Annotated in this window: 22 protein-coding genes; 7 read left to right on the top strand and 15 right to left on the bottom strand. The window is 37.8% G+C overall.

Translation table 11 applies throughout. The features are described from left to right. Nucleotides 1-127: 127 nt before the first annotated feature. A complete protein-coding gene (gene ybaK / locus R2H34_RS08575; protein ID WP_004954520.1) occupies nt 128-595 on the bottom strand; it encodes a Cys-tRNA(Pro) deacylase in 468 nt (155 codons plus the stop codon). A 161-nt stretch (nt 596-756) separates the two neighbouring features. Here ybaK and R2H34_RS08570 point away from each other — a divergent pair, with 161 nt between their 5' ends. The 4 genes from R2H34_RS08570 (at nt 757) to R2H34_RS08555 (ending at nt 5,377) form a co-directional block, all read left to right on the top strand. Beyond that, nucleotides 757-1,062 carry a hypothetical protein gene (locus R2H34_RS08570; protein WP_004915688.1) on the top strand — a complete coding sequence of 102 codons (306 nt, stop codon included), beginning with the start codon at nt 757-759 and terminating at the stop codon, nt 1,060-1,062. 196 nt (nt 1,063-1,258) lie between these two features. Continuing rightward, nucleotides 1,259-2,632: an ABC1 kinase family protein gene (locus tag R2H34_RS08565; RefSeq protein WP_151730832.1), complete on the top strand. Its 1,374-nt coding sequence runs from the start codon at nt 1,259-1,261 to the stop codon at nt 2,630-2,632. A 236-nt stretch (nt 2,633-2,868) separates the two neighbouring features. After that, nucleotides 2,869-4,155 (top strand): acyl-CoA dehydrogenase family protein, encoded by a 1,287-nt coding sequence (locus R2H34_RS08560; protein WP_318342562.1) that lies wholly within the window; start codon nt 2,869-2,871, stop codon nt 4,153-4,155. A 22-nt stretch (nt 4,156-4,177) separates the two neighbouring features. Further along, entirely contained in the window at nt 4,178-5,377 is a 1,200-nt protein-coding gene (locus tag R2H34_RS08555) for an acyl-CoA dehydrogenase family protein (protein ID WP_039047903.1), read from the top strand. 69 nt (nt 5,378-5,446) lie between these two features. On the opposite strand, the gene gorA is transcribed toward R2H34_RS08555, so the two are convergent. Together gorA and R2H34_RS08545 are read right to left on the bottom strand one after the other, a co-directional pair. Then, entirely contained in the window at nt 5,447-6,799 is a 1,353-nt protein-coding gene (gene gorA, locus R2H34_RS08550) for a glutathione-disulfide reductase (RefSeq protein ID WP_318342233.1), read from the bottom strand. Nucleotides 6,800-6,965: 166 nt separating this feature from the next. Then, nucleotides 6,966-8,204 carry an alkane 1-monooxygenase gene (locus R2H34_RS08545; RefSeq protein ID WP_087539290.1) on the bottom strand — a complete coding sequence of 413 codons (1,239 nt, stop codon included), beginning with the start codon at nt 8,202-8,204 and terminating at the stop codon, nt 6,966-6,968. A gap of 187 nt (nt 8,205-8,391) precedes the next feature. Between R2H34_RS08545 and R2H34_RS08540 the strand changes: the two genes are divergently transcribed. Further along, entirely contained in the window at nt 8,392-9,318 is a 927-nt protein-coding gene (locus tag R2H34_RS08540; protein WP_318342232.1) for an AraC family transcriptional regulator, read from the top strand. Between the two features lie 57 nt (nt 9,319-9,375). Here R2H34_RS08540 and lpxA read toward each other — a convergent pair whose 3' ends face one another. The 12 genes from lpxA to rimO all read right to left on the bottom strand — a co-directional run bounded on the left by lpxA (nt 9,376) and on the right by rimO (nt 21,712). After that, nucleotides 9,376-10,164, bottom strand: a complete 789-nt coding sequence (gene lpxA, locus R2H34_RS08535) for an acyl-ACP--UDP-N-acetylglucosamine O-acyltransferase (protein ID WP_042890730.1) — start codon at nt 10,162-10,164, stop codon at nt 9,376-9,378. Next, on the bottom strand, nt 10,161-10,646 hold the full coding sequence (gene fabZ, locus R2H34_RS08530; protein ID WP_004915652.1) for a 3-hydroxyacyl-ACP dehydratase FabZ: 486 nt from the start codon (nt 10,644-10,646) through the stop codon (nt 10,161-10,163). Before fabZ ends, lpxA begins: the two co-directional genes overlap by 4 nt. A 6-nt stretch (nt 10,647-10,652) precedes the next feature. Then, complete coding sequence (gene lpxD / locus R2H34_RS08525) at nt 10,653-11,723, bottom strand: UDP-3-O-(3-hydroxymyristoyl)glucosamine N-acyltransferase (RefSeq protein WP_042890727.1); 1,071 nt, start codon at nt 11,721-11,723, stop codon at nt 10,653-10,655. 3 nt (nt 11,724-11,726) lie between these two features. After that, nucleotides 11,727-12,209: an OmpH family outer membrane protein gene (locus tag R2H34_RS08520; protein WP_004961701.1), complete on the bottom strand. Its 483-nt coding sequence runs from the start codon at nt 12,207-12,209 to the stop codon at nt 11,727-11,729. 43 nt (nt 12,210-12,252) lie between these two features. Further along, complete coding sequence (gene bamA, locus R2H34_RS08515) at nt 12,253-14,784, bottom strand: outer membrane protein assembly factor BamA (RefSeq protein WP_318342231.1); 2,532 nt, start codon at nt 14,782-14,784, stop codon at nt 12,253-12,255. A gap of 32 nt (nt 14,785-14,816) precedes the next feature. Further along, on the bottom strand, nt 14,817-16,172 hold the full coding sequence (rseP, locus tag R2H34_RS08510) for an RIP metalloprotease RseP (RefSeq protein ID WP_126131958.1): 1,356 nt from the start codon (nt 16,170-16,172) through the stop codon (nt 14,817-14,819). A gap of 5 nt (nt 16,173-16,177) precedes the next feature. Then, complete coding sequence (ispC, locus tag R2H34_RS08505; protein ID WP_126131959.1) at nt 16,178-17,374, bottom strand: 1-deoxy-D-xylulose-5-phosphate reductoisomerase; 1,197 nt, start codon at nt 17,372-17,374, stop codon at nt 16,178-16,180. Continuing rightward, nucleotides 17,375-18,199, bottom strand: a complete 825-nt coding sequence (locus R2H34_RS08500) for a phosphatidate cytidylyltransferase (protein WP_004954552.1) — start codon at nt 18,197-18,199, stop codon at nt 17,375-17,377. Between the two features lie 2 nt (nt 18,200-18,201). Further along, a complete protein-coding gene (uppS, locus tag R2H34_RS08495; RefSeq protein ID WP_004915632.1) occupies nt 18,202-18,951 on the bottom strand; it encodes a polyprenyl diphosphate synthase in 750 nt (249 codons plus the stop codon). Nucleotides 18,952-18,956: 5 nt separating this feature from the next. Next, nucleotides 18,957-19,511 carry a ribosome recycling factor gene (gene frr, locus R2H34_RS08490; RefSeq protein ID WP_004915629.1) on the bottom strand — a complete coding sequence of 185 codons (555 nt, stop codon included), beginning with the start codon at nt 19,509-19,511 and terminating at the stop codon, nt 18,957-18,959. 77 nt (nt 19,512-19,588) lie between these two features. Continuing rightward, the gene (gene pyrH, locus R2H34_RS08485; protein ID WP_004662027.1) at nt 19,589-20,317 is read right to left on the bottom strand and encodes a UMP kinase; all 729 of its coding nucleotides are present in this window, start codon (nt 20,315-20,317) and stop codon (nt 19,589-19,591) included. Between the two features lie 51 nt (nt 20,318-20,368). Continuing rightward, nucleotides 20,369-21,712: a 30S ribosomal protein S12 methylthiotransferase RimO gene (gene rimO / locus R2H34_RS08480; protein WP_004915625.1), complete on the bottom strand. Its 1,344-nt coding sequence runs from the start codon at nt 21,710-21,712 to the stop codon at nt 20,369-20,371. 328 nt (nt 21,713-22,040) lie between these two features. Between rimO and glnL the strand changes: the two genes are divergently transcribed. After that, complete coding sequence (glnL, locus tag R2H34_RS08475) at nt 22,041-23,150, top strand: nitrogen regulation protein NR(II) (protein WP_004954561.1); 1,110 nt, start codon at nt 22,041-22,043, stop codon at nt 23,148-23,150. Further along, on the top strand, nt 23,137-24,636 hold the full coding sequence (gene glnG / locus R2H34_RS08470; protein ID WP_087539284.1) for a nitrogen regulation protein NR(I): 1,500 nt from the start codon (nt 23,137-23,139) through the stop codon (nt 24,634-24,636). The genes glnL and glnG overlap by 14 nt, the downstream gene beginning before the upstream one ends. Nucleotides 24,637-24,711: the final 75 nt, after the last annotated feature.

Raw genomic sequence — 24,711 nt, 5'->3', positions numbered from 1 at the left:
AAATAGATGATTATTGATACAAAAGATAATAATTCTCATTATTATATATTCTAATGAAAATCTGAAATTTTATTGTTTTAGTAGATTGAAACATTAAAGCATAAGCAATAGATGTCAGATAAAGTCCCTAACTATCCAATAGATCAGAGAAAGTTGCATTTAATAACTTTGCTAGATCATTAGGATCTAAACCAATATCCAGCCCTCTTTTCCCACCACTGACATATATTTTATTAAATGTCTGAGCCGTCGCATCAATGACGGTTTTTAGACGTTTCTTCTGCCCTAATGGACTAATTCCACCAACTAAATAACCAGTCAAACGTTCAGCATCTTTAGGATTTGCCATTTGTAATTTCTTACATCCCACCGCTGCTGCAACTTTTTTTAAATTGAGTTGATGGTTTACAGGTAAGATCGCAATAAAATAGTTTTTTTCATCTGTGACCATTAATGTTTTGAAGACTTCTTCTACACGTAAATTGAGTTTTTCAGCAGCTTCTAAACCAAAACTCTTCGCGTTAGCATCATGTTCATATTCATGAATAGAGAATGCTATTTTATTTTTTTCCAATAACTTACAAGCTGGTGTCATTTGATATCTGGGTTATTTCGATGATACTTAAGTTTGATAAGTGTAGCATTTTAAAAAAAATATTTTCAATTTGCTTAGGCTATTTTGAATAGTGTTCTTGATAATTATTTTTCAAACCTTATATAAAGACTGAATGCAATTGTGAAAGGCGCAAAAACTTCATGAGTTATAAACATAATAATCTGATGGCGATGCGTCAAAGCTACTGGGATGATGAATCTTCTTCTACCGTTCAAGCTGAAAAGCAATTTCTCCGTGATACTTTGGTTGAAGAAGGTATTTTCGAGAATGCGACTTTAGACGACACCAAGTACTTTTTCTTCACATTACCCAGTATTATTATCGTGAAAGCTCATGCTTTAGGTTTTCATCATAGTATTGTCAAACGTATGTTGATTAAGCATATACATACAAACCGAGCAGCTCTAATGCGTAAATCAGCCCTTAAAATTCAGTTTAAAATTTAGTACATATGTATAAATAGCTGACTTAAGCGATCTCCAATTTGCTTAGGCTATTTAGATATTGTTGACTTAAATCACAAATTTAGACTGATAATTCAAGCGATTGAACTATTTTAATACGTTCAAACGCTGTAATATCTACTACAATTTAACTCTCGGCTTTCCTCCCCCTCCGATTTCAGCATAGGATTTTTCTTTCATGTCAGATCAGAACGATAAGCTCAAGAATCTAAAAACCTCGTCTGTGGATCGTCGCTTATCTATTGCAAAAGCTTCTTTACTTGCTGGAACTCGTTGGGCAACTGCAAGTGCTACCTCTATGTTTTCTAGTGAGGGAGAAAAAGAGAAAAAACGTAAAAAAGCGATGGCTGATCAAGCCCATTATTTGGTCTCTGAAATTGGAAAATTAAAAGGTTCAATTGTTAAAATTGGACAAATGATGGCTTTATATGGTGAACATTTCTTACCAGAAGAAATCACTCAAGCACTCAATACGCTGAATAATCAAACTGTTGCTTTAGCATGGCCTGCAATCAAAGCGCACTTACATGAGCAACTAGGTTCGAAACTCAATGATCTAACGATTGATCATGAGCCAATCGGTACTGCATCATTGGCACAAGTTCACCGTGCAATTCGTAAATCTGATGGTTTAGAAGTTGTATTGAAGATTCAATACCCTGGTGTTGCAGAAGCGATTGATTCTGACATGAATCTTTTCAAAAACATGCTGAAACTCACACGAATGGTTCCTCAAACACGTGAGTTCGACCAGTGGTTTGATGAAGTTCGTGAAATGATGCACCGTGAAGTGAATTATGACATTGAGGCAGCGACAACTCGACGTTTCGCAGAACGCTTGAAAGATGACCCGCGTTATATTGTTCCACAAATTGTTGATGAGTTCTGTGCTGACAAAGTTCTGTGTATGACATTTGAGCGTGGAGTACCTATCAACAGCCCTGTTATGCTTTCTTTACCTCAAGAGCGCCGTAATCAACTTGGTGAAGCTTCACTAGAAATTGCAGTACGTGAGCTGTTCGAATGGGGTGAGATGCAAACTGATCCTAATTTTGGTAATTACCTTGTCCGCTTAGGCAATGGTGATGATGTAAAGGATAAGATTGTATTGCTCGACTTTGGTGCAATTCGCCAATTTGATGACAATCTACTTTCTGTCGCACGTAATCTTATCCATGCAGGATATGATCATGACAAAACTGCTATGGTTAAAGCGATGACAGGTTATGAATTTTTTGATTCGATGCCTGAAAGTGTAAAACCAGGTATGGCGGATGTGTTTTTAATTGCGACCGAAGCTTTTAGTAACCCAAGCAATAATCCTGATATGCCTGCTGGTGTGATGGATGAACAAGATCGTTATGATTGGAAAAAAAGCCAACTACATAGTCGCGTAATGCAGCAAGCTGCTCAGTCTATGGCTTCTCGTTATTTCTCAGTCCCTCCTAAAGAATTTATGTTTATTAGCCGTAAGTTCATTGGTGCTTATACCTTCATGACAGTGATCGAGGCTAAGACAAATGTTCGCAAAATGATTCGTCAATTTGCATAAACTAAATTAATTCAGTCATATTGACCAATCTGCTCTGTCAGTTTGGTCAATTTTTTTTTGCTATAATTTTTTTTAATTTTTTTAAATTATTTAAAAACATAAACTTATTTATCTTTATTCACTTAATTAACCCTTTATCCTTCTAATATTGACACGTCAAAGAAGACATAGTTTTTTTAGCTTTAGCATGCGAGCATAAATTCACAATCATCCTCTAGGATAAAATCATGTCAAATATGATGAATAAGGCTCAAGGTCTCGGGCTATCATTGATCACTAAAATCGCAGGAAGCGAAGTGCTCGATCAACTCAAATTAAGAAAGTTTGTAGAAAAGTCTCTATACCAAGGTTCAAAAACTGGTTTTAAAGTTCTAACAAAAACTCAGAAAGCTTTTAAGCCGCAATCAATTGACAAACAACGTTTACCAAATCAAGTTAATAAAACTCTATTTGATTTAGGATTGACTGAAGAGCAACAAATGACATCAGATGCGATGTCACAATTTGCTCAGGAAGTGCTTTACAATTTAGCGCATGATGCAGATCACCATGCACAATTCCCAGAAGAACTTTGGCAGCATTTGGTTGATTTAGGCTTGAACTACTATGCATTACCTGAGGCTTTAGGTGGTGTTGCCGCAGAACAAAATATTGTCAGTAATATCCTAATTGCTGAAAACCTAGCTAAAGGTGATTTCAGTCTTACAGCTGGATTATTAAGCACATTCAGCGTGATCAATGCCATCACTCGTTGGGGATCAACACAAGTACAAAGTATGTATTTGTCTTGCTTTGCTGAAGACACAGATATTACAGCGACATTTGCATTTCAAGAAGCGACCCCTGCATTTAATCCATACCAATTAAAAACGAAAGCCACTGAACAAAATGGTCAGTTCTATATCACAGGTGAAAAGACTTTAGTCGTTTTAGGTGATACTGCTGATGTCTTCCTTGTCAGTGCAGAATATAACGGTCAACCTGATATTTTTGTCGTGCAATGTGATGAAAGCATTGCCATCAAATCAAATCCAGCGATGGGTCTAAAAGCTGCTGAAACTGCTATCTTACAGTTCAATCGAACTCCAGCTTTACGCTTATGTGATGCTGATTTCGATTACACAGCATTTGTAGATCTTGGTAACTTGATGTGGTGTGCGATGGCTGTAGGTACATGCGAGGCGATAAAAGCATACTGCATCAAATATGCAAATGAACGTACAGCTTTCGGTGAGCCTATTTCTCACCGCCAAAGTGTTGCTTTCATGATTGCTGATATGGCTATTGAAATTGATGCTATGCGCATGTTGGTACTTAATGCAGCGAGTTTAGCTGAAGCGGGTCAACCATTTCATCGTGAAGCTTACCTTGCAAGACTTTTGTGCGCTGAAAAATCCATGAAAATCGGTACGGATGGTGTACAGATCCTAGGTGGTCATGGTTTTACCAAAGAACACCCTGTTGAACGTTGGTATCGTGATTTGCGTGCTACCGCAATCTTACATTCTGGCTTACATGCTTAATTGATCATTCGAGGATATTACAATGAATTTACAAAATCCTAAAAAATTCAAAATGATGGTTGATCAGGCACATGAAGTTGCTTTGAATGTACTGCGCCCAATTTCAAGAAAATATGACAAAGCCGAACATGCCTATCCAAAAGAATTGGATATGTTGGCATCATTAATTGATGGCATGAATGAAGGTGGTGAAGGAATAAATGCAGGTGCTGCTGTTGGCAAACGTGGAGAAACTGAGTCAGGTAACAAAAACGGCAATAATATGTCGACTGCACTCGGTATTATCGAAATGTGCTATGGCGATACGGGTTTATTATTAAGTATGCCTCGCCAAGGCTTGGGTAACTCTGCTATAGCGGCAGTAGCAAATGACGAGCAACTTGAACGTTTTAAAGGAACTTGGGCAGCCATGGCAATTACTGAACCGGGTTGCGGTTCGGATTCAGCTGCTATTCGTACAACTGCAACTCAAGATGGTGATGAATACATCTTAAATGGTGAAAAAATCTTTGTTACTTCAGGTGATCGTGCCGATTCAGTTGTAGTTTGGGCAACACTTGATAAAAAGCTTGGTCGTGCCGCTATCAAATCCTTTGTTGTACCCAAAGGTACTCCAGGAATGAAAGTTGAGCGTTTGGAGCACAAACTAGGAATTAAAGCATCTGATACTGCTGTCATTAGTTTCATTGACTGTCGTGTTCCTGCTGCCAATCTATTAGGTAATCCTGAGATAGATGTCGCAAAAGGTTTTGCTGGAGTTATGGAAACCTTTGATAATACACGCCCTCTCGTTGCAGCAATGGCGATTGGTTGTGCCAAAGCATCACTCGAACGTATCAAAGAAATCTTCAAAGATCAGCTTGATCCAGACTATAAAACACCTTATTTACAAACCTCAAACTTAGCTGCGCAGATCTATCGGATGGAAGCTGAATGGGAAGCTGCTCGCCTGCTTATGGTTAAATCCACATGGATGGCAGACAACAAAAAACCAAACTCAAAAGAAGCTTCTATTGCCAAAGCTAAAGCTGGTCGTGTTGGTAATGAAATCACGCTTAAATGTGTAGAACTTGCTGCAAGTGTAGGTTATAGTGAAGATGAATTACTGGAAAAATGGGCACGTGACTCAAAAATTCTAGATATTTTTGAAGGTACTCAACAGATTCAGCAATTGATCATCGCACGTCGAGAATTGGGTAAATCATCGAGCGAATTGAAATAATTTGGCTTAATTCGAAAACTAATAAAAAGGACGTTAAATTAACGTCCTTTTTTGAAATATAATTCTCGTTTATCTCATCGTCACAAACTCTTCCGCAGAAGTCGGATGAATTGCAACGGTATTATCAAAATCTCTTTTTGTTGCCCCCATTTTCAAAGCGACTGCAAAACCTTGTAGTATTTCATCCATGCCAAAACCTATACCATGGATACCCACAATTTTTTCCTCTTCACCAACACAAACCAATTTCATTTTGGTTGGCTGGCGATGCTGTGTAATTGCACTATACATAGCGGTAAAAGAAGAATTATAAACTTTTACTGACTGCTCTCCGTACTGCTCAATCGCTTCTTGTTCTGTAATACCAACAGTTCCTATCGGTGGATGGCTAAACACCACTGTTGGGATATTTACATAATCTAGATATTCATTTGGTTTATTGTTAAATAATCGTTCAGATAGTCTCCGACCTGCAGCAACAGCAACAGGTGTGAGTTCCATTTTCCCAGTAATATCACCAACAGCATAAATCCCTTTCTGAGTTGTATTTTGGAATTTATCAACTTCAATATAACCACGATCGTTCAACTGAACATTTGCTTTATCTAAATTTAGATTTGCTGTATGTGGCTCGCGTCCAGTCGCCCAAATTAGGCAATCGACTTTATGCACCTCACCATTTTCGAGATGTAAATTAACTGAACCATCAATATTTTTAGTCACTTTTTGAGGGATAGCTTGTGTATGAATTTTCACGCCATCAGCTTGCATTACCTCAACCAAAGTTTCACTTAAGAACTGATCAAATCTTCTGACAGGCAAATCTTTTCTAATGAACAATCCAACTTGTGAACCTAATGCATTTAATACCCCTGCAAGCTCAACAGCAATATATCCAGAACCAATAACTGCTGTTGTTTTTGGTAAAGCACTCAGTTCAAAAAAGCCATTGGAATCAATTCCATATTCAACACCTTCAATCTTAGGCAATGATGGCTGTGTACCTGTTGCAATCAATATATGATCAGCAGTGAAAATTTCACCATTCACTTCAATTGTATTTTGATTTACAAATTGGGCAGCACCTTGTATCAAATCCACATTATTTTTACTTAGGCTATTTTCATATGACTGATGAATTCGATCTATATAGGCTTGTCTGTTTTTAACTAAAGCTTGCCAATTAAAAGATTCTATTTGGGCATTAAATCCATAATCTTCAGCATATTTATGGATTGATTCAGCGATATGTGCTGCATACCACATTACTTTCTTGGGTACACAACCGACATTTACGCATGTTCCACCAATTTCAGACTTTTCAATCAAAGCACATTTCATTCCATACATTGCCGCTCGATTGACTGATGCAATACCACCACTCCCACCACCTATAGCAATAAAATCATAATGTTTTGTCATGTTTGCCTCTTAAATAGTCAGAAATTCTTCTTAAAGTTAAATATCTAAATAGATATACAGCAAAAAAAATATAAAGTCTTTGTTTTTAATGGTTTTAATACAAGAAAATAAAAAAAGCACCAATCATCTCTGATTGGTGCTTCTGCTTTGGGAGCAGCTTTTCAGCTTATTCCGTAGTTACAGTCTCTAAAGATGCTTGCTCAAGCGATTGATCAACGACACCAAACTTCTTGAAGATTTTCGCACGACGTTTAGGATAAATGTTCGCTTTGTTTAAATCACCTTTGTAGTGTTCAACAACTCGTTTATCCATCATTTTAAACCATAGAGGTGGAATGAGTGCTGGTAATAGCATACTTGCATAACCACTTGGCAATTCTGGCGCTTCGTCGAAATGACGCAATGCTTGGAATGGACGTGTTGGATACGCGTGATGGTCTGAATGACGCTGTAATTGATACAAGAATAAGTTCGTTACGATATTATTGTTGTTCCAGCTATGCTCTGGCATAGTACGTTGATACTTACCATTTGCATCTTTTTGACGTTTCAAACCATAGTGTTCGATATAGTTAATCACTTCAAACAAACTAATTCCGTAGAATGCTTGAGTCGCTAAATAAGGAATCACGCCTTTGCCGAATATACCAACCATAGAACCATGGAAAGCTGCGCTCATTCCCCAACCTTGAAGCAACTCATTGTCTAATGACCAGAACTCTTTGCCTTTACGTTTTAGACGAGTCGTTTCGATCTCAATCGCAGATTTCAAAGAACCGAAAACTGTACGTGGCCAAAACTCATAGAACGTTTCGCCCATTTGAGAAGATGCTGGATCTTCTGGTGTAGCAGCACGTTTATGGTGACCATAAGGATGTTCAACGCGGAAATGGTTATAGCCAGTTGGTACAAGCGCTAAGTGCGATAAAATATGATCAAGACGATCATGCTTATGGCTAAGCTCATGCGCAGTATTGATTGCAATACCGTTGATCGCACCCATTGAGATACCAAGTAAAATTTTATCTAGGAAAGAAGTATCTTTACGACTAGTTAAATAACACGCATAAATGTTTGCAGCATACTGTAAAGGAATGAAAGTTTTAACAAGACGCGCATAGTATGGATCTTGTTCTAGTAACTTCACTTGCTCTGATGTTGGGTTATTTGCATCTTTCCCTACGATAGTATCAATTGCAGGAATCACAATATGAAGTAAGATAGGACCACCTAAGGCAAAGATCTTTTTTAGTGGACGTGGTGCAAGTTGGTAACCACCTAATATCCCAATACCAATCACTGGTAATGCAGGACTAATTGCCCATAAATAACGTTTACGATCCAACTCTAACTTTGATTTTACTAGAGGCGCAAGTGGCTGCTCTACATTTACTGGCGCATTCATAATCATATCCATGTCTTTGTATATATACATATTTTGATTGAAAATGATTGACATGACAGTAGCAAACGTCCAAAAAACCTATGTCAGCGTCTTTGGCATAATCCACCCTGTTTTTGTCCCTTAAACACATATTGAATTATTAACCCTACTTCCTATAATCTAACTGAAATATAAAATTATTGTTCTTATGGATGCTTTAAGTAAAATTTTTGATGATATACATCTCAATCGTACCGAATATATCTACTTGAAAACACAAGGAGAATGGTCATTTTTATGTCATGAGCAACCTGCTCTTATCGTCCACATCGTTTTGGTTGGATCTGTTTATATTCAATTAAATTCACAAAATAGTTTAACTGCGAACGCAGGTGAAATTGTCATTATAACCTCTGGAAAGCAACATACTGGAGCTAATAATGCGGTCAGAAAGTTAGTTAATGCTTTAGATATTTCTAATTTGTTTGATGGACATAAAAATGAAGCTATCGAGTTTGGTACAGAATCAGTAGAAAAAAATCTGATTCTAACCGTCCGTTGTGAAATGGATACCATCATGGCTCGTCCGTTCATGCAAGCCTTGCCAGAAGTCATTCATGTACAACATGGCGAAACAACTGCGCCTGAATGGCTACAAATCGGTTTGCATTTTCTAGCCCTTGAAACACAAAATATTCAAGCAGGTCGAGATATCATTATCGATCATCTTGTAAGTATTTTACTGATCAAATGTATTAGAGACCATATTCAAAATATTTCAACTAAACATGGCTGGCTGAGTGCGCTTAATCATCCAGAACTGAGCTATGCTTTAGCATCAATTCATAATCAACCTGAATTAGCATGGACTGTTGAGAGCCTTGCAGAACAATGCTGTATGTCTCGCTCAAAGTTTGCAAGCCTGTTTCATGAGGTGATTGGAGAATCACCCCTTGCTTATCTACAGCAACACCGTATGAGACTCGCAAGCAAGTATTTACGTAAAAGTAACTACTCTATTCAACAAATTGCCAATTTGGTGGGATACACGTCTGAAACAGCATTTAGCCAAGCTTTTAAACGTACATATGAATTATCACCTAAACCGTATCGCCAACAATTTGTAGAAAGTTAAGATATAAAAAACAAAAAAGACACCTAAGTGTCTTTTTCGAATTCAATCAGATATAAATCAACGAACAATGCCGCGAGTTGATTTTTCTAATGAATCAATAAAGAGTTGTGCTTCAGGCGTATTTTCAAGAATTTCATCTCGAATTTGCGCAATCGCTTGTTCAGTCGTCAAACCTGATTTATAGATCAACTTATACGCTTCTCTTAAACCTTGTATCGTATTTCTTGACCATCCTTTACGACGCATACCTTCAATATTCATTCCGTATGCATGTGCAGGATTACCTGAAGCCATCACATAAGCAGGCACATCTTTAAGAATAAGCGCCGCACCACCAATCATGCTATACGAATCGATTCGGCAGAACTGATGAATACCAGCATTTCCACCTACGATCACATGATCACCTACATGTACGTGACCCGCTACGCCAACATTATTAGCAAAAATATTATGATTACCAATAACACAATCGTGGGCAATATGGGTATTTACCATTAATAAATTGTGGCTACCAATTTTGGTAAAACTTTGATCCTGAACAGTACCTCTGTGTAAGGTACAATGTTCACGAATAGCATTGTGATCGCCTATCTCTAACCATGTCTCTTCGCCTTGATATTTCAAATCTTGGCAAATTTCCCCGATACTCGAAAATTGGAAAATATCATTATTTTTTCCAATTTTAGTAAATCCCCCGACCACAACATGCGAACGTAATTTTGTGCCTGCATCAATAGTTACATTTGGACCAATAATACAATACGGTCCAATTTGTACATCAGATGCAATTTCTGCAGATGCGTCAATAATTGCGGTTGGATGAATTAAATTTTGACTACTCATGTCTGCTCAATTTTCTGATGGGAAATAATAATCTCAGCCGTCGCGGCAATCTTACCGTCAACACTGGCACTACAATTGTACTTGTAAATGCCACGTTTTTGCATAACTAGCTCTGATTTTAAGATAAGCTGATCACCCGCGACAACTTGTTTCTTAAATCTTATTTTCTCCGCACCTGCAAAAAGGAACAATGAACCTGCTTTTGGCTTCTGATTGGTTAAGACAAAACCTAAAATTCCAGACACTTGAGCAAGAGCCTCAATGATCAAAACACCAGGCATAATTGGATATGTCGGGAAATGCCCTTGCAGAAACTCTTCATTAATAGATACGTTCTTATAACCAACGATACTATTCTCAGTAACTTCCGTAACTCGATCAACTAATAAAAATGGGTAACGATGAGGTAAATATTCACGAATTGTAAGAATATCCATCGGTAATTCAGGCATAGTAAATGCTGGAGATGTTGACTCAGTCATAATAAATTATTTACGTAACTTAAGGGTTGATTCAAGGGACTCTAATTGAGCTTGCATATGATCAAGCCTTTTAGTGATTTGGGTCAATGGCACATCTGCTAATTGTCTTAGGCGTACAACCGTTCTTTTCCAATGGTTATTTTCAAAAAGACCAATTCCAGAAGAAAACGTTCCAGCTTCAGAAATATTTTTTGTGACCATTGACATTCCAGTCAACGTCACATTATCCGCAATATTTAAATGTCCCGCAACCGCACTTCCACCACCTATGATACAGTTTTTGCCAATTCTCACACTTCCTGCAATTGCACAATTCGCAGCTATCGCTGTGTTTTGACCAATTTGTACGTTATGGGCGATTTGCACAAGATTATCAATAATGACACCATCATCGAGAATAGTATTATCTAATGCGCCACGATCAATACAACAATTTGAACCGATTCGAACATCATTACCGATTAAAACCGAACCTAATTGAGCGATACGATGCCATTTACCTTGATATGGTGCAAAACCAAATCCCTCTGAACCAATCGTCGTATTAGCATGAATGCGTACACGATCTTTGAGTTTAGCTTCACCAGTGATGGTCACATGAGAGTCAATGAAGCAATCCTTTCCTATTTCCACATCATCATCTAGATGGACTTGGGATTGAATAACGGTATTACTTCCGACAACACAATTTTCTCCAATCACAACATAATGACCAATATAGGCATCATCAGCAATGATCGCAGAAGGATGAATTTGAGCAGTACTTTCGATTCCTCTTTGCACATTCTTTTTATCAAATACATGTGTGAGCATAGCGAAAGCTAAATAAGGATTTGAAACAACGATAAAGTTGTGTTTTGAGCTTAATTGTTCTTTTAATGCTTCAGTGACAATGTATGCTCCCGCCTGACTAGCCTGAGCTTGTGCTAAGTATTTTTCACCATTTACAAAGCAAATGTGATAATTCTGTGCGTGTTCTAAACTTGCTAAATTATGAATCTGAAAATCTTTTTGACCGATATACTCACCTTGTACAAGGTGAGCAATCTCTTCTAAACGATAACTACGTCTATTCATTGATTATTTCATTGCATTGACCTTTTGGATCATTTTATCAGTTAAATCATACTGAGCGTCAGAGGCAATCGTAGAATTTTTATTTAAAATAAAGTCTAAGTTATTCTCTTTTCTCAATTGTTCAGCAGCTTGCTTTACACGATTTTCAAAAGTTGTATTCATCGTTTGTAGAGATGACTGTACTTTAGTTTGTAAACTTTGTTGAGTTGTATTGAACTCATTAACTTTGGCTTGGTATTGAGCAGAAAGTTTTTGTAAATCAGCTTGATTCGCTGATTGAGCTTTCTGTTGAAGACCTTCAATTTCCTTACCTAACTGCTCTAGTTTAGTCGAAGTAGGTTTTACCGATTGACCTAAACTAGCATTTTGCTGCTTTAGATATGTACTACTTTCAACAACTTTAGCTAAGTCTACAACCGCAATACCACCGGCATTTGCTGTAACCGTTAAACCTAAAGCAACCATCAATATTGATAATTTTTTCATTATTTCTTACTTCCTTTTCTATATTTTTAGGGAAAAGTCGTACTTAGAAAGTACGACCGATTTCAAATTGAATAGATTTTGTATCATCGCCTTTCTTATCATTAAGCGGATATGCATAGCTTAGAGATAAAGGACCGATGATCGTAATCCAAGTAAAACCAACACCAACACTGTAACGCATGTTGCCAAAATCAAACTTATAGTTATCTTTACAATATTGTTTGATATCAACACTATTACCATCAACTAAAAGATCGCCTTTAGGCACATCACATTGTGTATCGAAGACTTGTGCACCTTCAGCAAACACTACAGGTCTTACTTGACGAGTCCAATCACCTTTGAATGGCAAAGGTATCGCAAGCTCAGTACCAAATTGTACTAAGGCGTTACCACCAACTTCTTCTGGATTCGGGTCATTTTTTCCTGTTTCTTGGAAAATGACACTCGGATATTTTGGACCTAAAGTACTGTTTTCATAACCACGTACAGAGCCATAACCACCTGCATAGAAGTTTTTGTAGAACGGCAAGTCATTACCATAGCCCAACTTACCATAGCCACGTAGTACAAAATTATTACCTAATGGCATAAATGCTTGCGCATCATAAGTCACTTTTTGGTATTCAACATCACTGCCTGGTAAACCAACTTCTAAACCAACTCGATGTGACATACCCGAAGTTGGGAAAATCGGACGGTTTAATGTATTATAAGACCAACCCAAATTAAGCATATAGGTTAAGAATTCGCCTTCAAATGCACTTTCGTAGTCTTCATAACCACCCTTACATTTTGGTAAGCCAGTTATAGGATCAATTTCAACATTACCATCTGCATCTTCTTCAAACTCGCCACTAGGACACCAAGTAGACTTGCCCGTAGCTTTACCACCATTCGCTAATAAATAGTCACGAATATAAGTTGAAACACTTGGACCCGTTCTCACTTTGGTCTTATCAATACCCAAAGAAGCACTTAGACTTTGATTTTCATCGATAGGATAACCAAAGCTTAAACTACCGCCATAACTGTCAGTTACATAGTTATTAACGTTATAATCTTCATTTAACTTGGTTTTACGATAGTAAACATTGTAACCACGGCTTACACCATCAATTGTAAAGTATGGGTCAGTTACGCTAAGGTTGTAGTAATCTTGAGTTTGAGAACGAGATAAATCAACAGATACTCGATTTCCTGTACCCATAAAGTTAGTTTGGCTCAGACCCGCTTGGAATGTAATACCACCATTCTGAGAATAACCCACAGCAAGAGTTGTTGTACCTGAATGTTGTTCTTCAACATTCACATTTAAATCAACTTGGTCAGGAGAATTTGGAACACGAACTGGTTTGACATCTACAGTTTTGAAGAAACCTGTACGTTCTAAACGAACTTTAGAGAGATCAATTTTCTCGTTACTCGCCAACGCACCTTCCATTTGGCGCATTTCACGACGTAAAACTTCATCAGCTGTTTTACTATTACCAGTAAAATTGATACGACGAACTGTAACTTGCTGACCTGGATTGATATAGTAATTTAAATTAACAATACCAGTCTGATTATTAATCTCAGGAACTACGTTTACTTCAGCGTAGTAATAACCAGCATTACCATACTTGCGAAGCAATAATTGTTTTACAGCATTCACTTTTTCTTGTGAATAAGTTTCACCATCTTTATAAAGTTTTAATGCCTGTAATTCTTCTGGCTTATATAAAGCATCGCCTAGGAATTTTGTTTCGCCGAATTTAAACTGGCTACCCTCATCAACTGATACTTCAATAAAGATATTCTTTTTATCTTCACTGATATTCAATTGCGAGTTAATAATATTAAAGTTGATATAACCTTTGTTTAGATATAATGCACGCAAAGCCTCTAAACTCGCAGCCATTTTCTCACGTGCATAACGGTCATTACGTGTAACGACAGATGCCCAACCACTTTCTTTAACAGCGAAAGCCTGTTTAATATCACTGTCACTAAATACCGTATTACCAATAATATTGATATCAAAAACTTTTGCTGGAGTACCTTCGTTGAAATTCAATTTTAATTCAACGCGGTTATTCGGTCGAGCAACAGTTTCTACCGTTACATCAGCATCATAACGACCTTGTTGTGTATATTGCTGCTCAAGTTCTGTTTCAATAATTTGCAAAGCAGATTTTTTGAAAACTTCGCCCTCAGCAATTCCCATCTTTTTCAAACCTTGTTCCAAGGCTTCTTTCGGAATAAGTTTATTGCCTTTAAATTCCAATTTTGAAATTACAGGGCGTTCAATCACTTTGAAAACAAGGACATTATTTTCTTTAAATGCCTTAATATCATCAAAAAGACCCGAAGCATAAAGAGTACGAATCGATTCGGCAATCATTGGATCGCTGACTCTGTCGCCACTATTTACTGGTAACATCGAATAGATACTCGCAGGTGTTAAACGCACAAGGCCATCAATTCGTATATCTTGTGCAAGAAACTCATCTGCTGCGTATACTTGTTGTACCGCTGCCATCGCACTAACCAGTGCCAAAGGCATTAATAAATGTGTGTGACGCATGCCCATATATTTTCCAGTAAGTTAAATTCCATTTGCGCTTATAAGCGCATGAAGTCGTTAAATAAAGCCAAAAGCATCATGCTACCGAGCAGTACCATACCAACTTTTAGACCAAATATCTGTATTTGTTCAGAAACAGGTTTACCACGAATTGCTTCGATAAAGTAATAAACTAAATGACCACCATCGAGCATAGGAATAGGCAATAGATTTAAAATACCCAAACTTACACTCATCAATGCCATAAAGGATATAAATGTTTGCCATCCCATTTCAGCACTCTGACCCGCAACTTTTGCAATCGTAATTGGACCAGATAAATTATCCAAACCAATTAAACCACGTACCATTTTAACAATTGAGTTAAAAATCATGTTAGAGAGCTGAACAGTTTTATCAACTGCAACACCTAAAGCTTCTAGTGGTGAATATTGGATTGTTTGCTTGTATTCATTCGGGATAGTGATCTTACTCACATCACTTTTCACACCAAGCACGCCCGATACATTCCCCATATTATCGCGCTGACCTTGAGGCATAACCTGTAAGTTAACAATTTGCCCTTTACGATCAACAGCAATATTGAGTAATTTTTCAGGAGATTTTTGCACTACATCAACAACATCGAACCAATCTTTCATGGCGACACCATTGATCGAAACTATACGATCACCAACTTTCATGCCTTGACGAATCGCTGCACCATCTTCACTTAGCTCTTTAACAGTTGCAGGAATCACTGGACGGTATGGAAGAAAGCCTAAAACATCTAATGGTGATTGGCTCTGATCCTTTAAAAAATCTTTAATCGGTAAACTAAATTGCTTTTCAGTACCATTTCGATCAACAACAACTGAAACTTGTCCAGTTTCGCCAACTCTGTCAACAAGCGTATAGTTTAATTTTTCCCATGTTGGTGTTGTTTGCCCATCCACCTCTATGACTTTATCACCAACTTTTAAATCAACTTGAGCAGCTGGTGTGTTCGGCATAATTTTACCAATACGCGTGTTAAGCTGTTCTTGAGCAGGTAAAAATAGAATCCAAAAAAGGAAAATAGCAAAGATCAAATTGATTAAAGGACCTGCTGCAACAATGGCTATACGCTTCCAAGGAGACTGACGATTAAAAGCATAAGGCAAATCTTCAGAGGCAACATTTCCCTCTCGTTCATCTAGCATTTTTACGTAGCCACCAAGTGGTAATGCTGACAATTGATATTGAATACCTGATTTTTTAGACTGCCATTTTAATAAAGTAGGACCAAAACCAATTGAATATACTAGAACTTTTACGCCGAGTTTACGTGCCACCCAATAATGACCAAATTCATGAATCGCAATTAATGGACCAAGCAACAAAATCGCTGCAACAATCATAAATAGTGCATTCATACGATTTAGCCTCCTATATCCACAATGTGTTTTTCAGCAATTTGTCTTGCGATCATATCAGTATGCAAAATGATGTCTATATTTTCTGCTTTAGCATTTTGTACATTTTGCAAAGCATAATCGACAACTTCTGGTATTTGTGTGAAACCTATCTGCTGTTTTAAAAATGCTGCTACTGCAACTTCATTTGCAGCATTGAGTACAGTTGGTGCCAACCCACCAGCACGCATGGCTTGACGAGCAAGATCTAATGCTGGAAAACGAATGGTGTCAGGAGATTGGAAATTTAAGTGAGCTACATCAAATAGGTTTAATGCAGGAACATCTGTTTTTAAACGTTTTGGCCAAGCCAACGCATGTGCAATTGGAGTACACATGTCAGGATTTCCCATTTGTGCCAAAGTTGAACCATCCACATATTGCACCATTGAATGAATGATACTTTGTGGATGAACCACGACTGTAACAAAATGTTCTGAAATTGAAAACAAATGACAAGCCTCGATAAGCTCAAGGCCTTTATTCATTAAAGTGGCAGAATCGACTGAGATTTTTTGTCCCATTGACCAATTCGGATGTTTACAAGCTTGTTGAGGTGTCACATCTTTTAATTGATCAAGTGTATGATTTAAAAAAGGTCCACCTGAAGCCGTTAATAAGATTTGAGAAACACCTAACTGAGGCTGTCCTGTTCTTTCTGCATCCAAATAATCATGCGGTAAAGACTGGAAAATCGCATTATGCTCAGAATCAACAGGTAATAATAATGCACCATGCTGACGTGCAGCCTGCATCATAATATCACCTGACATCACTAATGATTCTTTATTTGCTAGGAGTACTCTTTTGCCTGCTTTTACAGCTGCCAAAGTAGGAAGTAATCCTGCAGCACCCACAATTGCTGCCATGACAATATCAACATCGTTATGTTCAGCGATTGCAATCAAGCCAGATTGATCAGTGAGTATCTCTATATTTATTAAATTTTCTTGATTAAAAAGTTCTTTTAACTCAAGTGCTTTTTCATTGGGCACAACAACAACTTTTGGACGATGTTGCTTACATATTTTTAAAAGTTCATCTAAACGACTATATGCAGAAACTGCAAACACATTGTACTGGTCTGGATGCTGCTCCAATACTTTTAATGTACTTTGACCAATTGAACCAGTGACACCCAATATACATACAGCTTGCGTCATTTAAAGATCTACACCAATGAGTTTCAAAATATACATACCTGCAGCAAAAATTGGTGCTGCCGCAAGCAAAGAATCAATTCGGTCAAGTACACCACCATGTCCAGGCAAAACGCGACCAGAATCTTTGATTCCAGCACGACGTTTAATCATTGACTCAAACAAGTCACCTAGAACAGATGCAAAGACTGTGATGATTGATAGAACTAAAAACAGGATAAGTTGAATAGCAGTTAAATTTAAATATGAATATTGTACAACCAACATAATAATTACTGTCGTCGCAACACCACCATATAATCCTTCAACTGATTTATTCGGGCTAACTGTTGGAGCAAGTTTTTTCTTACCAAATTTACGACCGACAAAATATGCACCACTATCCGCGCCCCAAACAAGAAGGAACAAATACATTAACCACCATGGCGAACTATGCCAAACTGAATATAATGCAGTGACCGCAGCAGAAATTAGGATAAAACCTATGGCATACAAAGATACATTGTACCAGTTATCAGATTCAGGGAAGTTTTTGACCCAGTAAATACTACCTAGCCAAGTTAAAATAGATGCAGCCCACAGTAATAAAGCAACATCATCAAAAAACAACGCAAGAGTTGAAACTGCTGCTACGCATCCACCATAAATCCAAGCTTTAGGCTTTGAAACCAGTGCTTCGCCATGAGGCATAAGTTTAAACCACTCATATCCAGCTACCCCCGCAGCTAAGATCATAAGAATAAACATTGGATAATGTGATTGCGTTGCAAACATGCAACTTAAAACAACAGCAACTAATACCAATGCGGTTATAATCCGCTCTAACATTATTAATTCTCTATTTTCGCTTGTTGAATCTGTTCAGATGTTTTACCAAAACGTCTTTCTCGCCCTGAAAATACATCAAAAGCGTGGTCTAATTCTTTTACTGTAAACTCAGGCCATAATGTATCTGTAAAATACAATTCTGCATATGCCGCTTGCCAAAGTAAGAAGTTAGATAAACGATAATCCCCACCTGTACGTATTAATAAATCTACGGCAGGTAAGTCATTTAGACTGACATATTTATCGAATAAATCAACATTTATCTGATCTACTTGAACTTTTCCATCTACAACATCTTGAGCGATACACTTGGCTGCATGCGCCATATCCCACATTCCGCCATAACTGATTGCAATCGTTAGAGTCATAGAATTGAAAGATGCCGTTTTTTGTTCTGCATATAACATTAAATCTTTTAATTCATTTGATAATTTAGAACGATCACCAATGAAACGTAATGCTATATTGAATTTTTCCATTCGAGGTAGTTGTTCATGAATTGTGTCTTCTAACAATTTCATTAACAAATCAACTTCGAACTGAGGTCTATTCCAATTTTCACTTGAAAATGCAAAAACAGTTAAAGCTTGAACACCCACTCTTTTACAATGTTCAACGATCGGATCAAGGACATTCTTACCTTCACGATGCCCATCACCTTTTTGCAATTTATTTTTTTTTGCAAAACGATTGTTGCCATCCATAATGATGGCAACATGTTTTGGAAGAAGCGGTTCTTCTTGTAAGGTCATAAAAATTAGACCTTCATTAATTCTGCTTCTTTTGCAGCTAGACGTTTATCTACTTCTGCAACATATTTATCTGTGATCTTTTGAATATCTTCACCAGCACGGCGTTCATCATCCTCAGAAATTTCTTTTTCTTTCAATAATGCTTTGATATCACCTAAAACATCACGACGAATGTTTCGAATAGCAACTTTTGCATTTTCAGCTTCATTACGAGCAACTTTTTGCATGTCACGACGAGTTTCTTCAGTCAACGCAGGTAAAGGTACACGAATTGAATCAGCTGTAATTGGGTTTAAACCCAAATCACTTTCACGAATTGCTTTATCAATTGCAGAAACCATTGTACGTTCAAATGGCTGAACAATAAGCGTACGAGAATCTTCAACACCTACGTTAGCAACTTGATTCAAAGGAACGTCAGAACCATAGTAAGGAACCATCACACCATTTAAAATTGATGGGTGAGCACGTCCAGTACGAACTTTAGCAAAACCTTGTTCTAAAGAATCAAGTGTTTTCTGCATGCGCTGTTCGCTATCTTTTTTGAGATCGTTAATCATATGATCTTCCTTACTTATTCATTAGGTATTACAAAATATTTAAACATTAGTATAAAGAGCTTTCGGTCTCACGTACATTAGTTCGTAACGTGAGTACCCTCTTTTTCGCCCATTACTACAGAAAGCAATGCACCAGATTTGTTCATATCAAAAACTTGCAATGGAACATTATGGTCACGACACAAGCAAATCGCAGTTAAGTCCATTACACCAAGTTTTTCATCAAGTACTTGATCAAAAGTTAAGTTATCGTACTTCACAGCATCGTCATATTTGCTTGGATCTTTGTTATAGACACCGTCAACTTTCGTCGCTTTCAAAATAAGGTTTGCCTCAATCTCGATACCACGCAAACAAGCCGCAGTATCAGTTGTAAAGAACGGATTTCCCGTTCCTGCTACAAACACACAAACTTCACCTTGGCTTAAATGACGAATCGCATCACGACTTGAATAAGATTCAACAACTGTTCCGATCGGAAGAGCAGACATTAAACGTGTTTTAATGTTGCGACGCACTAATGCATCACGCATTGCTAAACCATTCATAACTGTAGCCAGCATCCCCATTTGGTCACCAGTTACACGCCCAACCAAACCGTCTTTTTGTAACTGACTTCCACGATATAAGTTACCGCCACCAACTACAATTCCGACTTGTACTCCTAAACCAACCAAGTGAGCAATCGAAAGCGACATTTGATCAAGGACTTGGGCATCAATACCCATATCTTTATTACCCGCTAAAGCTTCACCAGAAAGCTTTAACAAAATACGTGCATAACGTGGATTTTTAGAAGCTGACATACTTTTACTCCAAACCGACCAATCTCATAAATTCTTTTTTCGCATTTAATATTAAGCAGACTTAATCTGAATTAACTTTGCAAATAAATCATATTCATCCGCATCAGTAATTTCGACTTCAAGCAGATCACCTGCTTTAATCACACTTTTATCAATATCTTCTACAAAAACATTACCGTCAATTTCAGGTGCATCCGCGTAAGAACGCGCTACCGCTACTGGAAATTCATCTTCCAAGCTATCTACAAGCACAGTCATCTTTTGACCGATACGCTTTTGTAGTTTTGCAGCAGAAATTTCCTGTTGGACTTCCATAAAACGTTCATAACGTTCTTGCTTAATTTCTTCAGGTACGTGATCAGGAAGATCATTTGCCGTTGCACCCTCTACAGGTGAATAAGTAAAGCAACCTACGCGATCCAACTGAGCTTCTTTTAACCAATCAAGTAATATTTGGAAGTCTTCTTCTGTTTCGCCAGGGAAACCAACCACGAAGGTAGAACGAATCACCAATTCAGGGCATTTTTCACGCCACAACTTCAAACGCTCTAACGTATTTTCACTATGAGCTGGTCGCTTCATCAATTTTAAGATGCGCGGACTGGCATGCTGAAAAGGAATATCTAAATATGGCAGGATTTTCCCTTGAGCCATTAGATCGATTACTGCATCAACATGTGGATATGGGTAGACATAATGTAGGCGCACCCAAATACCAAGTTGCCCTAACGCTTCGCACATGTCGTAAAACTTGGTTTTAACAGGCTGACCATTCCAAAAATCTAATTTGTATTTGGTGTCCACACCATAAGCTGAAGTATCTTGAGAAATCACAAGAACTTCTTTGACACCAGCGCGCTTTAATGCTGCTGCTTCATCTAATACACTGCCTACTGGACGAGATACTAGATCACCTCGCATACTTGGAATAATGCAGAATGTACAACGGTGATTACACCCTTCTGATATTTTCAAATAAGCGTAGTGTTTAGGTGTCAAACGCACACCTTGTTCAGGGACTAAATCAATAAAAGGATTGTGTTTTGGCGGTGCAGGTACATACTCATGTACTGCTTCCATTACATCCTGATATGCTGCCGCACCTGTTACTTTAAGTACATTTGGGTGCATTTGGCGAATTTTGTCTTCGTCTTTACCTAAACAACCTGTTACGATAACTCGACCGTTTTCGCTCATGGCTTCGCCAATCGCGTCTAAAGACTCTTGTACTGCAGATTCAATAAAACCACAGGTGTTAACAACAACCAAATCTGCACCGTCATAATCTGATGCAACTTGATAACCTTCAGTCTTTAACTGAGTTAAAATTCGTTCAGAATCTACCAATGCCTTAGGACAACCTAAAGATACAAAACCGACTTTGGGGGTCTTCATGAATCTGCGCTCCACTTGAATCGGCGTATTGTATGTCTTTTCTCGCCTTCCGCATAGCTGCAAAGCCATCTCTTTGTGTAATGCACCAAAATACAACCAGTATTTTTAACAAAAACCAACATTGCACCAATTTAGAACACTATAAAATTTCAAAATAACTTAATGTATGTGAAAAATAACGTATAAATAGAACATTAACGAAATAAGTTATTGAAATTCCGCTAATACAAAGTTGGCTTGTATTTTGCATTATTAAGATTCATTACGTTAATGGCTATTCTTTTATATTGATATTAATTGCGCCATTTTAATACAGGACGATTCACAAATGGATCAACACACCACTATCGACTATCGACTTCTAGTAGATAATCTGACGACTGCCATCTTATTGGTCGATAGTAAGCTAAATATTTTTTATCTGAATTCAGCTTGTGAAGCATTGTTTGATATCAGTTTATTGCGCGCATCAGGTCAACCTGTCTTAAATTTGCTCCATGCACATGATGATACTTTTAATACTTACGAAGCCTTGCTTAATACTTTAAACAGTGGTCAGCATTACACCCGACGTGAAGCGGTAATTAATGTCAACTTCAAACCGATTCATGTTGACTATACCGTTTCCCAATTAAATTCAGGTAAAAGCTATCACCCATTATTATTAATCGAACTCAACCCTATCGATCGAATGCTTAAAATTTCGAAAGAGGAAAATTTAGTGCAGCAACATCAAGTTGCTCGTCAACTTGTTCGTGGTGTTGCTCATGAAATTAAGAATCCATTGGCAGGCATTCGTGGAGCAACACAATTACTTGCACGAAGCTTAAGTGATGATAGTTATCGAGAATTTACAGATATCATTATTAATGAAGTTGATCGATTAACCAATCTCGCTGATACCATGTTAGGTTCGCGCCAATTACCAAGTTATGAACATGTTAATGTCCATGAGCCATTAGAAAGAGTTAGATCATTAATCGCGAACCAGACCAAGAAAAAAATTAAGATCACACGTGATTATGACTTATCTCTGCCAGATGTTATGGCCGACCGAGATCAACTTATTCAAGTCATGCTGAATATCAGTGTAAATGCTGTGCAAGCGATGACTGAAAATAAAGAATTTTTCGTAGATTCTGAACCAGAGCTTACCCTTCGCACTCGTATCCAACGCCTCGTCACCATCAATGGTGTTTTAAACCGTTCAACGGTAAGAGTAGATATTGAGGACAATGGACCAGGTGTACCAGAAAGTATTTTAGAATCAGTATTTTACCCTTTAGTCACTGGGCGAGCAAAAGGTACAGGCTTAGGCCTCAGTATCGCGCAAAATATTATGCATCAACATAACGGAATGATTGAATGTCAATCCATTCCTGGAAAAACCATATTTAGCTTATATCTACCTTGGGAGTCAGACCGTGTCACGAAATAAAATTTGGGTAATTGATGACGATCGTGCCATGCGTTGGGTACTTGAAAAAACATTCAAAGAAGAAGGTTTTGACGTTACCAATTTTGAAGAAGCACAAACAGCGCTTGAACGTTTACACGATGAAGCTCCTGATGTCATTCTAACTGATATCAGGATGCCAGGAATTGATGGTTTAACTTTCTTATCTAAAGTTAAAAATACTCATCCAGAACTTCCAGTCATCATTATGACTGCACACTCAGATTTGGAGTCTGCTGTCTCAAGTTATCAGACGGGTGCTTTTGAGTATTTACCAAAACCATTTGATATTGATGAAGCACTCGCTTTAGTTAATCGTGCGATTCTACATCTCAATAAGCTGCAGCAACAAGAAGCAACCAAAGCAGCAGCACCTCTGCAATCTACAGAAATCATTGGTGAATCTCCTGCAATGCAAGAGGTTTTCCGTGCAATTGGTCGCTTATCACAATCTCATATCACCGTATTAATTAACGGTGAATCTGGTACAGGCAAAGAGTTAGTTGCACATGCACTGCACAAACACTCACCACGTCGTGCAAAACCTTTCATTGCATTAAACATGGCTGCTATTCCAAAAGACTTGATTGAAACTGAGTTATTTGGACATGAGAAAGGTGCTTTCACAGGTGCTAACACTCAACATCAAGGACGTTTTGAACAAGCAAATGGCGGTACACTATTTTTAGATGAAATTGGTGATATGCCATTTGAGACTCAAACTAGATTACTCCGCGTACTTGCTGATGGTGAGTTCTATCGTGTAGGCGGGCATGTTCCAGTAAAAGTCGATGTGCGTATTGTTGCTGCAACGCACCAAGACCTTGAAAAATTAGTGAATGAAGGTCGCTTCCGTGAAGACTTATATCATCGTCTAAATGTTATTCGCATTCATATTCCAAAGCTTGCTCATCGCAGCGAAGATATTCCGATGCTTGCTCAACACTTCCTTGCTCGTGCAGGCAAAGAACTTGGTGTAAGCCCTAAAATTCTTAGATCTGAAACCACAGATTACATGCAGCAGTTACCTTGGCCGGGCAACGTCCGTCAATTAGAAAATACCTGCCGTTGGTTAACTGTCATGATCACAGGTCGTGAAGTCTATCCTGAAGATCTGCCTGCTGAATTGAAGCAAGTTCCTCTCCAAAAATCGAACAATGATCCAACTGCATCTGTTGCAACGACTAGTCCTGCAATCGTAGACCGAATTGCTGTTCATCACTGGGATGAGTTATTGGGTCAATGGGCAATTCAAAAACTTAAAAATGGCGAAATGAAACTTTTAGACATCGCTACTCCAATGTTTGAGAAAACATTGATTAATGCAGCACTTCAACAAACTCGTGGTCGTAAACGTCATGCGGCTGAACTTTTAGGTTGGGGACGTAATACCTTGACCAGAAAGTTAAAGGAGCTTGGTATGGACTCTGCTGATGACGAGGATGATGACGAAGTGCGCAGTGCATAAACCATAAAAAGCGAGTCAATGTGACTCGCTTTTTATTTGAGACGTTTTGAAACATTGATCTAGCTCATAACCATA

This window comes from Acinetobacter sp. 16 (assembly GCF_033439925.1).
In the GTDB taxonomy this organism is placed as follows: Bacteria; Pseudomonadota; Gammaproteobacteria; order Pseudomonadales; family Moraxellaceae; genus Acinetobacter; species Acinetobacter junii.
The sequence above is the reverse complement of the archived record's forward strand: the minus strand, read 5'-3'. Positions and strand labels throughout refer to the sequence as shown.

Excerpts from the sequence above, each read along its gene's own strand:
- ybaK (WP_004954520.1), bottom strand. The coding sequence starts at position 595 with ATGACACCAGCTTGTAAGTTATTGGAAAAAAATAAAATAGCATTCTCT.
- R2H34_RS08570 (WP_004915688.1), top strand. The coding sequence starts at position 757 with ATGAGTTATAAACATAATAATCTGATGGCGATGCGTCAAAGCTACTGG.
- R2H34_RS08565 (WP_151730832.1), top strand. The coding sequence starts at position 1,259 with ATGTCAGATCAGAACGATAAGCTCAAGAATCTAAAAACCTCGTCTGTG.
- R2H34_RS08560 (WP_318342562.1), top strand. The coding sequence starts at position 2,869 with ATGATGAATAAGGCTCAAGGTCTCGGGCTATCATTGATCACTAAAATC.
- R2H34_RS08555 (WP_039047903.1), top strand. The coding sequence starts at position 4,178 with ATGAATTTACAAAATCCTAAAAAATTCAAAATGATGGTTGATCAGGCA.
- gorA (WP_318342233.1), bottom strand. The coding sequence starts at position 6,799 with ATGACAAAACATTATGATTTTATTGCTATAGGTGGTGGGAGTGGTGGT.
- R2H34_RS08545 (WP_087539290.1), bottom strand. The coding sequence starts at position 8,204 with ATGAATGCGCCAGTAAATGTAGAGCAGCCACTTGCGCCTCTAGTAAAA.
- R2H34_RS08540 (WP_318342232.1), top strand. The coding sequence starts at position 8,392 with ATGGATGCTTTAAGTAAAATTTTTGATGATATACATCTCAATCGTACC.
- lpxA (WP_042890730.1), bottom strand. The coding sequence starts at position 10,164 with ATGAGTAGTCAAAATTTAATTCATCCAACCGCAATTATTGACGCATCT.
- fabZ (WP_004915652.1), bottom strand. The coding sequence starts at position 10,646 with ATGACTGAGTCAACATCTCCAGCATTTACTATGCCTGAATTACCGATG.
- lpxD (WP_042890727.1), bottom strand. The coding sequence starts at position 11,723 with ATGAATAGACGTAGTTATCGTTTAGAAGAGATTGCTCACCTTGTACAA.
- R2H34_RS08520 (WP_004961701.1), bottom strand. The coding sequence starts at position 12,209 with ATGAAAAAATTATCAATATTGATGGTTGCTTTAGGTTTAACGGTTACA.
- bamA (WP_318342231.1), bottom strand. The coding sequence starts at position 14,784 with ATGGGCATGCGTCACACACATTTATTAATGCCTTTGGCACTGGTTAGT.
- rseP (WP_126131958.1), bottom strand. The coding sequence starts at position 16,172 with ATGAATGCACTATTTATGATTGTTGCAGCGATTTTGTTGCTTGGTCCA.
- ispC (WP_126131959.1), bottom strand. The coding sequence starts at position 17,374 with ATGACGCAAGCTGTATGTATATTGGGTGTCACTGGTTCAATTGGTCAA.
- R2H34_RS08500 (WP_004954552.1), bottom strand. The coding sequence starts at position 18,199 with ATGTTAGAGCGGATTATAACCGCATTGGTATTAGTTGCTGTTGTTTTA.
- uppS (WP_004915632.1), bottom strand. The coding sequence starts at position 18,951 with ATGACCTTACAAGAAGAACCGCTTCTTCCAAAACATGTTGCCATCATT.
- frr (WP_004915629.1), bottom strand. The coding sequence starts at position 19,511 with ATGATTAACGATCTCAAAAAAGATAGCGAACAGCGCATGCAGAAAACA.
- pyrH (WP_004662027.1), bottom strand. The coding sequence starts at position 20,317 with ATGTCAGCTTCTAAAAATCCACGTTATGCACGTATTTTGTTAAAGCTT.
- rimO (WP_004915625.1), bottom strand. The coding sequence starts at position 21,712 with ATGAAGACCCCCAAAGTCGGTTTTGTATCTTTAGGTTGTCCTAAGGCA.
- glnL (WP_004954561.1), top strand. The coding sequence starts at position 22,041 with ATGGATCAACACACCACTATCGACTATCGACTTCTAGTAGATAATCTG.